The sequence below is a fragment of the Olivibacter domesticus genome, assembly GCF_900109575.1.
Classification (GTDB): domain Bacteria; phylum Bacteroidota; class Bacteroidia; order Sphingobacteriales; family Sphingobacteriaceae; genus Olivibacter; species Olivibacter domesticus.
Window position 1 is genome coordinate 23,774 of record NZ_FOAF01000018.1, and the last position, 13,671, is coordinate 37,444.

The following is a 13,671-nucleotide window of genomic DNA, read 5'->3' on the forward strand; positions in this document are numbered from 1 at the left end:
GGCTATATACAAGCGATTTTTCCAACACGTGTACCATGGCGTCCTCCTTCGAAGTCAGTAGACAAGAAAGTCCGTACCATATCTTTACACTCTTCGATAGACGTGAATCTTGCTGGTAAGCAAATAATGTTTGCATTGTTATGTTGACGAGCCAAGATGGCAATTTCCGGCTTCCAACAAATGGCGGCTCTGATCCCCTGATGTTTATTAGCCGTGATGGCAACACCATTTGCACTTCCACAAACTAAAATACCTGCGTCACAATCTCCACGTTCTACAGCATTAGCGGTCGGGTGCGCAAAATCTGGATAATCTACAGAGTCAATACTATCTGTGCCAAAATTGCTAACAACATACCCAAGATCTTCCAAAAACTTGATGATTTCAGTTTTATATTCAAAGCCGGCATGATCTCCTCCTATCGCAATTTTCATTTTATTGTTCATTGGTTTATTTTTTATCGTTCCTTAGTTTTCATAAAAAGCTTTTTCAGCCTTCAGTTTATTCTTTTCTACTTTTCCAGCAATAACAATACTTAGCTCATAGAGTAAAAACAATGGGAAACTCACTGTAAGCATGGTAAGGATATCAGGAGTAGGTGTAACAATGGCGGCAATGATCAGAATTACAATAATTGCATACCGACGAGTTGCCTTCATGAATTTCGGGGTCATGATGCCTACTTTAGATAGGATGTAGATGATAATAGGTAGCTCAAATACAATACCGCTACCGAGGGTTAACGTAGCAACGGATGATAGATAAGAATCAACAGTAATCTGGTTATCAATTTCAGGACTTACGGTGTAATGAGCTAGAAAGTTAACCGATAAAGGAGCGATTATATAGTACCCAAATAATATACCTATAACAAATAGTAATGTTGCATAAAAGACGAAACCATTAGCAGATTTTCTTTCAATATCACTCAACGCAGGCTTAACAAAAAGCCAAATTTCATAAAGCAAATAAGGAAAACCCAGTACGAGGCCAATTAATAGAGAAGAATTCAATTGGAGTGTAAATTGGCCGGCCATATCTGTATTGATAATGTTGATGGGAATATCTGTAACACAGAAATCTGGTCCGAGATTAAACTTTTCTCCGATTATACACATTATACGATATGTCCAAAAATCAGGCTTTTTAGGCCCCATAATAATGGTGTCGAAGATAAAGTCGTAAAAGGAGAAAGATAGTCCCATGAAAACAGCAATAGCTATCGCAGAACGTATTAGATGCCACCTTAAAACCTCTAGGTGATCAAAAAAAGACATTTCAGCTTCTAAAGACTTGCCTTTTTGTTTAATGGTTTCAATGAGTTTTTTACCGGAAATCTCGTTCATGGTTTGATAATACAATAAGTACTATTTATAAATTATTAGATGCTTGTAAGAAAGCAAAAATACCATTCTTATAGCAAGAATGGTATTTTTAAATTAAGATTGTCTAAATGGAATTGTCATTTTATTCAGAGAGGTCAAATGTTTCCATAAATTTGGTTGTAAAGTTGCCAGCTCTAAAATTTGGATCTTTCATTAACTTTAAATGTAGCGGAATTGTTGTTTTAATCCCCTCTATTACAAATTCGCTTAACGCACGCTCCATGGTGGAAATTGCTTCTTCTCTTGTTTGCGCAACGCAAATAAGCTTAGCAATCATCGAATCATAATTGGGGGGAATTTGATAGCCTGCATATACATGCGTATCAACCCTCACTCCATGTCCTCCAGGTGAATGAAAAGTTGTAATTCTTCCTGGAGAGGGTCTAAAGCCATTAAAAGGATCCTCCGCATTTATTCTACACTCAATTGCGTGCATATTTGGTTCGTAGTTCTTTCCCGATAAAGGTACGCCTGCCGCAACTTTAATCTGCTCTTTTATTAAATCAAAATTAATTACTTCTTCTGTTACTGGATGTTCCACCTGTATACGAGTGTTCATTTCCATAAAGTAGAAGTTTCGATGCTTATCAACTAAAAATTCAATAGTTCCAGCGCCTTCATAGTTTACGGCTTTCGCTCCGGCGATAGCTGCTTCTCCCATTTTTTGACGTAATTCCTGTGTTATAAAAGGAGATGGGGCTTCCTCAATAAGTTTTTGATGCCTCCTTTGAATAGAACAATCTCGTTCAGATAAATGGCAAACAGTACCATATTGGTCGCCGATAACTTGAATTTCTATGTGCCTGGGATCTTCAACAAATTTCTCTAAATAAAGGCCATCATTGCCAAATGCAGCACCAGCCTCTTGTCGCGCAGAATCCCAAGCTGGTTCAAATTCACTGTCTTTCCAAACCACACGCATTCCTCTTCCTCCTCCTCCTGCTGTAGCTTTAAGTATTACAGGATATCCAATTTCATTTGCTATTTTAATCCCTTCTTTGATGGAAGACACCAATCCATCGGAACCTGGGATTGTGGGTACGCCTGCTTTACGCATTGTATCTTTAGCAGAAGCTTTATCGCCCATGCCTCGTATTTGCTCCGGCGTAGCGCCTATAAATTTGATTCCATAATCACGGCAAATTGTCGAAAATTTTTCATTCTCTGATAAGAAACCGTATCCAGGATGAATAGCATCTGCATTCGTTAATTCGGCGGCGGAAATTATATTTGGAATATTTAAATAAGAATCTTTACTTGCTGGTGGGCCAATGCAGACTGCTTCGTCGGCAAATCGAACATGCAGGCTTTCACGGTCGGCAGTAGAATAAACTGCCACACTCTTAATACCCATTTCCTTACATGTTCTGATGATGCGTAGGGCGATCTCTCCGCGATTAGCTATTAGTATTTTTTTAAACATGAAATATATAAATAAACCAATATCAATTGGCTAATGTTTATAACTAAGAAGGGTCAACTAAAAATAATGGCTGATCGTATTCAACAGGCTGAGCATTATCTACCAAGACCTTAACAATCTTACCTGAAATATCAGATTCAATCTCATTAAATAACTTCATTGCTTCAACTATACATACTACTTGACCAGCTTTTACCTCATCTCCCACATTTACAAAAGCACCTTTATCTGGACTGGACGAACGGTAAAAGGTTCCTATCATTGGAGATTTAATGGTAATGAACTTAGCAGCATCATCCAAGGGCTTTGCTATATTTGGCGTGTCGGTAGAAGGTATTGGATTTATTGCTTGTGTATGTGTCACAGACGGCGTTTGCACGACAGGTGCAGCTGTTGGAATAGATGCTGTTACGTACGTGGGTTCCTGACTAGTTTTGATCGTGATTTTAAAATCCTTTTCTTCAATAGCTACTTCATTTACCCCTGATTTTGCAACAAACTTAATCAGGTCTTGTATCTGTTTAATATCCATGCTCATATTTGTTGGTTCTATTTTAATATCTTAACTCTTTAAATTTTAATTTGATCGCCTAAAATAGGTGAAATAATTCATTCTGAAGGGACTAATTCCTGCAAAGTTAGCATCTTTGCAGGGAAATGTCTTTATAAAAGGCTTCTAAACGAAGTTTTTATTAGTATGCCCATTTTAGGTAAACAGAGCCCCAAGTAAAACCTCCGCCAAAGGCAGCCAAAATAAGAACATCACCCTTTTTCAATTGTTTTTCCCATTCCCAAAGGCATAAAGGAATAGTTCCGCTAGTTGTGTTACCATATCTTTGAATATTAATCATCACCTTTTCTGATCCTAATCCCATACGTTCCGCAGTAGCGTCGATAATACGTTTATTTGCCTGATGGGGAACCAACCAACTAACATCATCAGAAGTTAGATGATTCCTGTCCATAATTTCAGCGGCAACATTTGCCATATTTGTCACAGCAAATTTAAAAACAGTTCTTCCTTCTTGAAAAGCGTAGTGTAATTTTTCGTCCACTGTTTGGTGGGTAGCAGGCATCAATGAACCTCCTGCTTTTATATTCAAAAAGTCTTTTCCGCTACCATCACTTTTAAGAATAGCATCTAACACCCCAAAACCTTCCGTATTAGGTTCCAGTAGAACAGCTCCGCAGCCATCGCCAAAGATAATACAGGTCGCTCTATCTTCATAGTTAATAATGGAAGACATTTTATCTCCCCCTACAACTAAAACTTTTTTATGCTTCCCCGATTCTATGAATTGAGCTCCCGTTGTAAGGCCATATATAAAACCCGAACAAGCAGCTTGTAGATCAAAACCCCAGGCATTCACCGCACCAATTTTATCCGCTAATATGTTGGCGGTTGCAGGAAAAGGCATGTCGGGGGTACTTGTACAGAAAATTATAAGTTCAATTTCTTCAGCTGATATACCTCTTTTTTTTAAAAGCCCTTCAACTGCGGGTACAGCCATATCTGAAGTAGCTTTCCCTTCGCCTTTAAGAATTCGACGTTCTTTTATACCGGTACGGGTAGTTATCCACTCGTCATTGGTATCAACCATCGACTCTAGTTCCTGATTTGTTAAAATATATTCAGGAACATATCCATTTACGGCTGTTATAGCAGCGTGAATTTTAGACATTCTTTTATTTTATTTAAATGCAGCTTTTACTTTATCAATAAATTTAGATTCAATCATATTACGCGAGAGCAATACCATGTTTTTTATGGCCTCAGGATTTGAAATACCGTGTCCAATAATTACAGGGGCATTCACTCCTAAAATAGGGCTACCACCATATTGCTCGTAATTGAAACGGTCAAAAAAGTCGTCCTTGAATCCTTTTCTTAAGGTTAAAGCATAAAATGATTCAGCTAATTTCAGCACTACATTGCCGGTAAAGCCGTCGCATACAATTACATCTATATGATCTTCAAAAAGATCCCTGCCTTCAATATTGCCTATAAAATTAAAGGCTGCAGTTTCTTTCATTAACGAATGAGTTGCAATCGTTAACATATTACCTTTTTCCTCTTCCTCGCCAATATTCAATAGCGCAACAGAAGGGTTTTCTGCACCGTAGACATGTTGGGCATATAAGCTTCCGAGCATACCGAATTGTAATAAGATATCTGGTTTGCAATCAGCATTAGCACCTACGTCTAATAATACGCCAAAACCATTTTTTAACTTAGGTACATTTGTGGCGATTGCCGGCCTGATTACACCCGGTACTGTCTTAACACTAAACATTGAACCTACCAACATGGCACCTGTATTGCCTGCCGAAGAGAAGGAGTCTAGAGCCCCCTCTTTTAATAATTGAAAACCTAAACTTATGCTTGCTTGGGGTTTTTGGGTGATAGCCTTCGTTGGATGTTCCCCCATACCTATCGTTTCTGTAGTATGAACGAATTCAAATAAAGAAGAGTCAGCCCCTGCTTCTTCCAAGATAGGTAATGCTAGCTCTTTATTACCAATAAGCACTAGTGTTTGATTATCTGATAATATTTTTGAGGCCTCAACTGCACCTAAAACAGTCGCTCTAGGTGCATAATCGCCTCCCATAATATCTAAGCCAATCTTCATCCTTGATTATCGATTATTTTCCATTAGTAACTAAAACATCCCAAAGTACCGCATTTTTTTTAGCAAATAGCGAACTTTGGGATGTTTTTTAATATTGAAAAATCAACTTAGGCAATCGAGGTGTTTTCAATAAGTAACTTGCCATTATAATAGAGATTGCCATCTACATTATATGCACGGTGTGGAAGATGAACTGCCCCAGTAGTTTGGCAAGTGGTAAGGCTTGGTAATTCTGCCTTATAATGTGTTCTTCTTTTGTCTCTTCTAGACTTAGAGGTTTTACGTTTTGGATGTGCCATCTCGTCTTTTTATTTTTAATTAATTGTTTTTTATGTTTTTTAATATATCCCACCGAGGATCGGTATTCTCTTGTTCTTCTTCCTCTTTTTGGTCGGTTAAGCTTTTTAATTTATCCACCATCACTTTATCACAGCTGGTATTTTTGCCTTGTTCATCACACCTGCTGTAATAGGGTACGGATAAATTAATATATTCATAGATCGTTGATGCTAAATCGAGCTCATGCTCGTTCCTTTTGAGCACTAAAATCTCATCTGTTAAGTCTGAAAGATCATTTTCTTCGTCAAACTTGACTATGAGTCGTTCCTTGATATCCGTTTCTTTTAAGAATTGACTTAAACAAACATCACAAGTGAGCTCTATCGTTCCGGTAATGTGAAAGTTTGCTGTCATCATTGATTCTTGTTTATCAAGAATAACCGAGATTTTTAAATCACCGTTTTTGACAATAGAATATTCAAATTCTTCAAAGAAGAGCTTGTTTACTTCAAACTCAAAATCATGTTTACCGAGTTTTAGTCCTGTAAATGGTATACGATATTGATTTAAAATTTTCAAAGCACGACAATTAAGCTCGCAAATTTAGAAATAATAAATAAGATGTGAAAGTTTTTGTGAAAAATAGATTTCCCATACTGGTTAGACTATCTAAAGGGCAATGTTGTTTGAGCTCCTTTAAATTAATGATTTATTAATTTTAATCTCTATCTTTTGAAAGCTTTCTGATTTTTAGTGGATTAGCGGTTAATTCTACTTGTTCTTTACGGTGTTTAATTATTTTGAGCGCTAAAAAAATAGCTTCTCTAAAAGATTCCTCCGAGGCCTTATTCTTGCCGGCTATATCATAACCAGTACCATGATCGGGCGAAGTACGGATAACGGGAAGGCCGGCAGTAAAATTTACCCCATTATGAAAGGCGATTTGTTTAAAAGGTATTAATCCTTGATCATGGTACATGGCTAATACACCATCGAAGTTTTTATATTGATCGCCAGCAAAAAATCCGTCAGCCGCGTAAGGTCCAAAGGCAAAAATATCCAATTCATTGGCTTCCTGAATTGCAGGGAGAATTATTTCCTGATCTTCATTTCCAATTAAGCCGTTGTCGCCAGCATGAGGGTTTAAGCCTAAAACTGCTATTTTAGGTTTTTGAATCCAAAAATCAGTTTTTAAGCTATTGTTCATTACGCTTAGCTTAGTGAGGATTGCCTCTTTTGTTATATTCTTTGCTATTTCATTAACCGGTATATGTCCCGTAACAACTCCTACTTTGAGCTCGTCACTAACCATAAACATTAGGACTTCATCTGATGCTGTTTTTGCTTGTATATACTCTGTATGCCCTGGGAAATTAAAATCTTTCTGCTGTATATTGTGTTTGTTAATGGGTGCAGTAACAAGTGCATCGATCTTTTTATTTATTAAGTCAGCAGTTGCCCGTTCTAACGACAAGAAAGCGTATTTGCCACCTATTTCGTTTGACTCTCCAAGACTGATTTTTACATCTTCTTGCCAACAGTTAATCATATTAGATTTCTTATCGAGCGCTTGTTCGGGATTGTTAACGACGTTGAAGCTGAAATCATTGATGCCTATAGATTTACGATGAAAGGATGCAACCTTTGTGTTTCCATAGACAATTGGTGTGAAAAAATCCAGCATTCTGTTGTCGGCTAACGTTTTTATAATGACCTCTAACCCGATACCGTTGATATCTCCAATACTGATGCCTATTCTTAATTTATCACTCATGGTTGCTTCACTTTGATTTGGTCAAAAATAGGCAAATAGTAGAAACAATCAATAAAGAAAATAGGAGAACATTTGGATAAAGTCATCTAAAGCTACTACTTTTGGCTCGACATTAATTTGAAGTACATGGGATCAGTTCGAGCGAAAAAGCATCTCGGTCAACATTTTTTGACCGATAAGAATATAGCAACAAAGATTGTAGGAGCCCTGCAGCCAGATAAAGGATTTAATCGTGTGCTTGAAGTTGGGCCGGGAATGGGCGTTTTATCTGATATCTTACTTGAAAATAATATATATGATACGTGGCTAATCGATATTGACGGAGAGTCAATTGAATATCTTAAAGATCGATATCCTTCATTACAAGACCATTTAATCCATGGTGATTTTTTGACCTTAAATATCAATGACTGGTTTAAAGGCCCTTTGGCGATTATTGGAAATTTTCCCTATAATATATCTTCACAGATTCTCTTTAAAGTGCTTGAGCACCGTAACCAGGTGGTTGAAGTAGTAGGAATGTTTCAGAAAGAGGTTGCTGAACGCTGCACAGCTAGCCCAGGAAATAAAGATTATGGTATATTAAGTGTTTTTTTACAAGCATATTACGATGTTCGCTATCTATTCACGGTGAAGGCTGGTGCTTTCAACCCACCTCCAAAAGTACTTTCGGGTGTAATCCGATTGGAGCGAAATAACATATTGCATTTAGCCTGCAATGAGCTTTTATTTTGGAAAGTAGTGAAAGCCGGTTTTAATCAGCGGCGAAAAACATTGCGAAATGCATTATCAGTAATCGTAGATAAAAATCGTTTAAATGGTAATGCTATGCTTGATTTAAGAGCAGAGAGGTTAAGTGTAGAAAATTTTGTTGAATTAACCAATTTTATTGAAGGGCTTGCTAAATGATGAATAACAGAGAACTACCAGGAAATATTAAAATTCTAATAGTAGACGACCTTCACCCTGTGTTTTTGGAAAAGTTAGATGAAATGGGGCTACATTACGTTTACCAACCGAATATCGACCGATCGGGTGCTTTAAAAATAATTGAAGATTATGAGGTGTTAGTAATCCGTTCTAAATTTAAAGTTGATCAAGCGCTTTTAGATCAAGCAAAACGCTTAAAATATATAGCCAGGGCAGGTGCCGGAATGGATAATATTGATGAAGACTTGGCTTTAACAAAAGGAATTCACTTATTAAATGCACCTGAGGGAAACAGAGATGCTGTAGGTGAACATTTAATAGGAATGTTATTTTCATTATTGAATAACCTACTACGGGCCGACAAACAGGTTCGAAATGGAGAATGGTTTCGTGAAATGAATAGGGGGGTAGAATTAGGGGGCAAAACGGTTGCACTAATTGGGTATGGCAATAATGGAAGGGCGATGGCTAAAAAGTTGTCGGGCTTTGATGTCAAGGTAATTGCTTATGATAAATATAAAACTGGTTTTTCCGATGAATATGCACAAGAGGTAAGCATGGAACAAATAGTCAAGGGAGCGGACGTATTAAGTTTACACATACCACTTACTAGAGAGACGAGGTACTTAGTTAATAAAGAATACTTATTTCATTTTCGAAAACCTATTTTCTTTTTAAATGGAGCCCGCGGTGAAATTGTTGATATAGAAGCAGTCCTGGAAGCGATCCAAAATGGAAGAATCTTAGGAGCAGGCTTCGATGTGCTGCCAATTGAGAAATTTCCAGATTTAAATGGAACGACTTGGTTTAATAGGCTTGTCGAGCATGATAGGGTTATTCTTAGCCCTCATGTAGCAGGATGGACCACTGAATCATATTTTAAAATCGCAGCTATTCTAGCTGATAAGTTGATTGCGAGTCTCCAGAGTTGAATGTAGTAGACGATTTGCTATTTACATCAACTCTGAAATTTCTATGAACCAAAAAATGGGTGCTTGCGAATATACTAAATAACGGATTAGGCCGAAAACGAGGTGCCACAGCCACACGTACTGGATGCATTTGGGTTATTAAAAGTAAAACCTCTCGCATTCAAACCATTTTGAAAATCAATTTCCATTCCTGCTAAATACAATCCATGAGCCTTATTCATGAAGACCTTAATCCCTGAAATTATATATTCGGTATCGCCATCTTTTTTTTGATCGAAGCCTAATATATAATTCATACCGGCACATCCGCCACCTTCTACACCAACGCGTAATCCAAAATCATCCGCGATTTCTTGTTGTTCTTTGAGTTTTTTAAGTTCTTTTACTGCCCCCTCTGTCAATTGCAAAGGAGCAGGGCCTGTTGCTATATCTACACTCATTTTCTAATAATTTGTCGCTATTACACTAAATAAAGTAACCGTTTGTCATACAAAGATACGGCTAATTGTTATTAATTATCAATGCTTTTCGTTTATGACCCTTCATTAACAATTATAATGAGAGCGTTGATTTCATTTCTTTCTCCATAGCCTCTTTGTATTTTTGTGGTATGAAAGCAGTAACACTATTCTTGTAATCAATGCATACACATACTGTTGATGCAGAGGCATGGATAATTTGCTCACCTTTTAGTTTAGAAGTGAGCATATATTCTAATTCAAAACTTTTATTCCCAACTTTTGAGGTTCTGACATAAAGAATAAGTTTATCTTTTAGTGTAAGCGGTTTTAAATAGTCTATTTCAACGCGCGCGATGATAATTCCTAATTTATTCCAGTCCCACTTTATCTTTTTTTTCCAATATTCGGTACGAGCTATTTCACAAAATGTTAAGTAATTGGCATTGTTTACATGCCGGAATGCATCCATATCAGCAAAGCGTATCTGGACTTTAGTATGGAAAGGGAAGCGGTCAAAATCTAAAATAACTGCCATAATGTCTGTTTGTTTTTATTTTAAGTGACAAAAAGTCATGTTTTTTGAAGAAACAAGTACTTTTGATGTACTGGTATACACTTTGAACTAAGCGTTTAAAATAAATAAAAATTGGAGGACAATATAATGAACATTTCACGATTAATTGACAACAATAACAGAGTAAAGGCGATCGATCCTTGGGTAGATAACTTGTTTAGTAATCTTTTCTATGATTCATCGAGTGCTGGGCGTACTTTTTCTAAATATCCTGCGGTGAATGTGGCGGAGTCAGATACAGGTTTTTACGTAGATTTTGCTGTTCCCGGCTTTAATAAAGAAGATTTTAAAATTAATGTAGAAAAAGATGTTTTAACAGTAAGTGGTGAGCATAAAGCGGAAAACTTGGATGAGACCAAGAAATATAGCAGAAAGGAATTTAGCTATAGCTCCTTTAAAAGATCATTTACGTTACCAGAGAATGTAGATTTTAATAAGATAGATGCTAATTATAAAGATGGTGTGCTTACTTTAGATGTTGCAAAAAAAGAAGACGTAAAACCAGTAGTAAAGGAAATAGCTGTTAAGTAAAATTTTAGAGGTTAGTTTTATCGGGGTGAAGCCGTAGGGTTTCACCCTTTTTTATGCAAAATAGACTAGCTCATTTTTAGCTTTTTTTGAATGTCCTGTACATAAGCCTTGAATTTTTTATCAGTGTCAATTAAGTCTTCGACTGTTTGACAGGCATAAATGACAGTTGAATGGTCACGACCACCAAAAAAAGCACCAATGGATTTTAGTGATGTTTTAGTGTGGTTTTTTGCCAAATACATCGAAATTTGCCTTGCTTGTACAATTTCTCGTTTTCTGGTTTTTGATTTAACCATCTCGACCGGAACTTCAAAATACTCACAAACAAGCTTCTGTATATAATCTATTGAAATTTCCTTATGAGAGTTTTTGATAAAATTTTTGAGCATCGATTTAGCTAAATTTAAATCGATTTCTTTTTTATTTAGTGTAGCTTGCGCCAGTAGAGAAACCATTGCTCCTTCAAGCTCGCGAACATTGTTATCGATGTTGTTTGCTACGTATTCTACCACTTCGTAGGGTAAATCTATACCGTCTGCATACATTTTCTTTTTTAGGATGGCCATTCTTGTTTCAAGATCCGGCACTTGCATGTCCGCCGAAAGTCCCCACTTAAAACGGCTTAATAGACGTTCTTCTAATCCTGCTAAATCTTTTGGTGCTTTATCAGAAGTTAAGATGATTTGTTTCCCAGATTGGTGCAGGTGATTAAATATATGAAAGAATATATCTTGCGTTTTGTCTTTGCCTGCAAAATTATGAACATCATCCATAATGATAACATCCATTGCTTGGTAAAAATTGACAAAGTCATTAATGGTATTGTTTTTCAGCGAGTCCACAAACTGTTGACAAAATTTTTCGCAGGAAACGTAAATGACCAATTTGTCGGGCATATTACGTTTAACTTCGTTACCTATTGCTTGTGCAAGATGCGTTTTCCCAAGTCCAACCCCTCCGTAAATCATTAGTGGATTAAAAGAAGTACCCCCGGGTTTACTGGCAACGGCATAACCCGCAGATCTAGCTAAGCGATTACAGTCACCTTCAATAAAATTGTCAAATGTATAGTTTTGGTTAAGTTGTGGATCTACTTGAAGCTTCTTTAGTCCAGGAATAACAAAGGGGTTTTTAATATCCTTGTTTAAGGAAACCGGAACAGGTATCGATTGCCTCTTCCCTTCTGCACCATTTCCATTAGAAGGCATATTAGTTGTATATGGTATGTTCTTAGAAGATTTCTCAACAACTATATTATATTCGAGCCTGCCATTTTCTCCTAATTGTTTTTTGACAGTTTTTCTTAGTAAACCAACATAGTGCTCTTCCAACCATTCGTAAAAAAATAAACTGGGTACTTGTATGGTTAATACATTTCCTTCCAAACGCAACGCAGATATAGGCTCAAACCATGTCTTGAAGCTTTGGGCAGGAATGTTATCTTTTATGATCTCTAGACAGCTATTCCATACACTTGTACTCGTTTTTTCCATACTCAATTTTCTAATAATCTGATTTTCAATATTTGAAGGTTAAAATGTTAATAACCTATCGGAGATTCGAAGTTCACAAAAAAAAACAACTAAAAAAATTAAAATTTAAATAATGTTTAAAATCACTGATAATCAAGGATTTAATTTGGTTTTTTTGTCTTTTGTTGGGCTTGTTTATATTAATGGAATAATTTTCCACATTATAAACATTGATGACAAAATTACGTGAGGTAATATAGTGGTTTTTCTCTAACTTTTAAGGAAATTTAAAATTGTTTTTATCGAGTGTTGTTTGCCGGTAGTTTTGACTAAGTCCTGATTTTGCTCGACCTATTCTAAGTAATTGTTTATGACTTTTAGTAGGCCAAGTTTTGGTTACGTATTTGGTAAGCTGAGGTTATACTGTTTGATTCGTACATTAGTGTTTACCAAGTGAGGTTTGACTATTCTTATTATTCTCTATGTTTCGTTGGTTTTAAGATTCGAGCACCTAGATCGCTATTTGTTGTACTGCGCTCAAAATATTCAATTTTTCGCAAGAAAAACGATTACGAGGTGAATCTATATAAATAGGATAGGTTGTCTATATAGGATAGGTTGTTTAAGGAAGTGTTCTGAAGTCGTACGTTACTGCTTGTAAAGGCTTGTCTTTTATGGGTAGCCTTGCCTTGCGGGGGGACGCTTTTCTCCAAGATTTCTAAAATAAAAGTACTTAGAAGATAAAAAGAAGGCATAAAGAGATCCGGTTTGATCGTAAACAGATCGTTTATTTACCGTAAATCCATCGTGAATTTTACGATGGAAACACGATCCATTTACGATGAGATATAAGATCTATCCGGGATCATTACAATTTTCAGGCATGTTCAGTCCGGTCTCCTGTATGGGGCCGGGGCGGCATCGGGGGGCTTCCGTGAAAAAAAAAGGGGCTGTTTTCCAGGCCTTTGCGCAGCAGGTAAAAAAAAGGGGGCGTCAGTATTTGGAAAAGGGGAAAAGGTGCGTATCTTTGCACTCCGCAAACGAAGGGATGTGGGAAGTTGTTTGAAGCAGGTGAGGGGTAACAGAGGGGGTTGAAAAAATATTAAAAAAATATTTTGGAAAGGCGGAAAAGATTTCTACCTTTGCAGCCCCGCAGGGGGAAACCGGAGGCGCGATGCCGATGGGGATGAAAGAAAAGAGGGTTTCGTGCAGTGATGTGACGGGATACCACAACAGGCAGGAAGCGCGAGCGGAAGGCCGGAAAGTTCTTTAAGGAAATG

16 protein-coding genes are annotated in these 13,671 nt (G+C 36.9%); 4 read left to right on the forward strand and 12 right to left on the reverse strand.

Translation table 11 applies throughout. The features are described from left to right. Positions 1 to 2: 2 nt before the first annotated feature. The 9 genes from rpiB to pdxA form a co-directional block, all read right to left on the reverse strand. Positions 3 to 446 (reverse strand): ribose 5-phosphate isomerase B, encoded by a 444-nt coding sequence (gene rpiB / locus BMY50_RS27530; RefSeq protein ID WP_202907957.1) that lies wholly within the window; start codon positions 444 to 446, stop codon positions 3 to 5. Between the two features lie 21 nt (positions 447 to 467). Beyond that, a complete protein-coding gene (tatC, locus tag BMY50_RS27535) occupies positions 468 to 1,346 on the reverse strand; it encodes a twin-arginine translocase subunit TatC (RefSeq protein WP_093333049.1) in 879 nt (292 codons plus the stop codon). Between the two features lie 121 nt (positions 1,347 to 1,467). Continuing rightward, positions 1,468 to 2,808 (reverse strand): acetyl-CoA carboxylase biotin carboxylase subunit, encoded by a 1,341-nt coding sequence (gene accC, locus BMY50_RS27540; RefSeq protein ID WP_093333052.1) that lies wholly within the window; start codon positions 2,806 to 2,808, stop codon positions 1,468 to 1,470. 43 nt (positions 2,809 to 2,851) lie between these two features. After that, positions 2,852 to 3,346, reverse strand: coding sequence for an acetyl-CoA carboxylase biotin carboxyl carrier protein (accB, locus tag BMY50_RS27545; protein ID WP_093333055.1), 495 nt, complete (start codon positions 3,344 to 3,346; stop codon positions 2,852 to 2,854). A gap of 154 nt (positions 3,347 to 3,500) precedes the next feature. Then, a complete protein-coding gene (locus BMY50_RS27550; RefSeq protein ID WP_093333058.1) occupies positions 3,501 to 4,490 on the reverse strand; it encodes a beta-ketoacyl-ACP synthase III in 990 nt (329 codons plus the stop codon). 9 nt (positions 4,491 to 4,499) lie between these two features. Beyond that, a complete protein-coding gene (plsX, locus tag BMY50_RS27555) occupies positions 4,500 to 5,438 on the reverse strand; it encodes a phosphate acyltransferase PlsX (protein ID WP_093333061.1) in 939 nt (312 codons plus the stop codon). Between the two features lie 107 nt (positions 5,439 to 5,545). Next, positions 5,546 to 5,737: a 50S ribosomal protein L32 gene (gene rpmF / locus BMY50_RS27560; protein WP_093333064.1), complete on the reverse strand. Its 192-nt coding sequence runs from the start codon at positions 5,735 to 5,737 to the stop codon at positions 5,546 to 5,548. A gap of 19 nt (positions 5,738 to 5,756) precedes the next feature. Beyond that, entirely contained in the window at positions 5,757 to 6,296 is a 540-nt protein-coding gene (locus tag BMY50_RS27565) for a YceD family protein (protein ID WP_093333067.1), read from the reverse strand. A gap of 139 nt (positions 6,297 to 6,435) precedes the next feature. Further along, positions 6,436 to 7,491 carry a 4-hydroxythreonine-4-phosphate dehydrogenase PdxA gene (gene pdxA / locus BMY50_RS27570; protein ID WP_093333070.1) on the reverse strand — a complete coding sequence of 352 codons (1,056 nt, stop codon included), beginning with the start codon at positions 7,489 to 7,491 and terminating at the stop codon, positions 6,436 to 6,438. Positions 7,492 to 7,617: 126 nt separating this feature from the next. Here pdxA and rsmA point away from each other — a divergent pair, with 126 nt between their 5' ends. Both rsmA and BMY50_RS27580 read left to right on the forward strand, forming a co-directional pair. Beyond that, positions 7,618 to 8,400: a 16S rRNA (adenine(1518)-N(6)/adenine(1519)-N(6))-dimethyltransferase RsmA gene (gene rsmA, locus BMY50_RS27575; protein ID WP_093333073.1), complete on the forward strand. Its 783-nt coding sequence runs from the start codon at positions 7,618 to 7,620 to the stop codon at positions 8,398 to 8,400. Then, on the forward strand, positions 8,397 to 9,353 hold the full coding sequence (locus tag BMY50_RS27580) for an NAD(P)-dependent oxidoreductase (RefSeq protein ID WP_238383911.1): 957 nt from the start codon (positions 8,397 to 8,399) through the stop codon (positions 9,351 to 9,353). The genes rsmA and BMY50_RS27580 overlap by 4 nt, the downstream gene beginning before the upstream one ends. 86 nt (positions 9,354 to 9,439) lie before the next feature. Here BMY50_RS27580 and BMY50_RS27585 read toward each other — a convergent pair whose 3' ends face one another. Together BMY50_RS27585 and BMY50_RS27590 are read right to left on the reverse strand one after the other, a co-directional pair. Next, complete coding sequence (locus tag BMY50_RS27585) at positions 9,440 to 9,793, reverse strand: HesB/IscA family protein (protein ID WP_093333076.1); 354 nt, start codon at positions 9,791 to 9,793, stop codon at positions 9,440 to 9,442. A 112-nt stretch (positions 9,794 to 9,905) separates the two neighbouring features. Next, positions 9,906 to 10,349 (reverse strand): acyl-CoA thioesterase, encoded by a 444-nt coding sequence (locus tag BMY50_RS27590; protein WP_093333079.1) that lies wholly within the window; start codon positions 10,347 to 10,349, stop codon positions 9,906 to 9,908. Between the two features lie 126 nt (positions 10,350 to 10,475). Between BMY50_RS27590 and BMY50_RS27595 the strand changes: the two genes are divergently transcribed. Next, positions 10,476 to 10,919 carry an Hsp20/alpha crystallin family protein gene (locus BMY50_RS27595; protein WP_093333082.1) on the forward strand — a complete coding sequence of 148 codons (444 nt, stop codon included), beginning with the start codon at positions 10,476 to 10,478 and terminating at the stop codon, positions 10,917 to 10,919. Positions 10,920 to 10,984: 65 nt separating this feature from the next. Here BMY50_RS27595 and dnaA read toward each other — a convergent pair whose 3' ends face one another. Next, positions 10,985 to 12,412 (reverse strand): chromosomal replication initiator protein DnaA, encoded by a 1,428-nt coding sequence (gene dnaA, locus BMY50_RS27600; RefSeq protein WP_093333085.1) that lies wholly within the window; start codon positions 12,410 to 12,412, stop codon positions 10,985 to 10,987. A gap of 820 nt (positions 12,413 to 13,232) precedes the next feature. On the opposite strand from dnaA, the gene BMY50_RS28025 reads away from it, so the two are divergent. Beyond that, the gene (locus BMY50_RS28025; RefSeq protein ID WP_139202348.1) at positions 13,233 to 13,457 is read left to right on the forward strand and encodes a hypothetical protein; all 225 of its coding nucleotides are present in this window, start codon (positions 13,233 to 13,235) and stop codon (positions 13,455 to 13,457) included. Positions 13,458 to 13,671 lie beyond the last annotated feature (214 nt).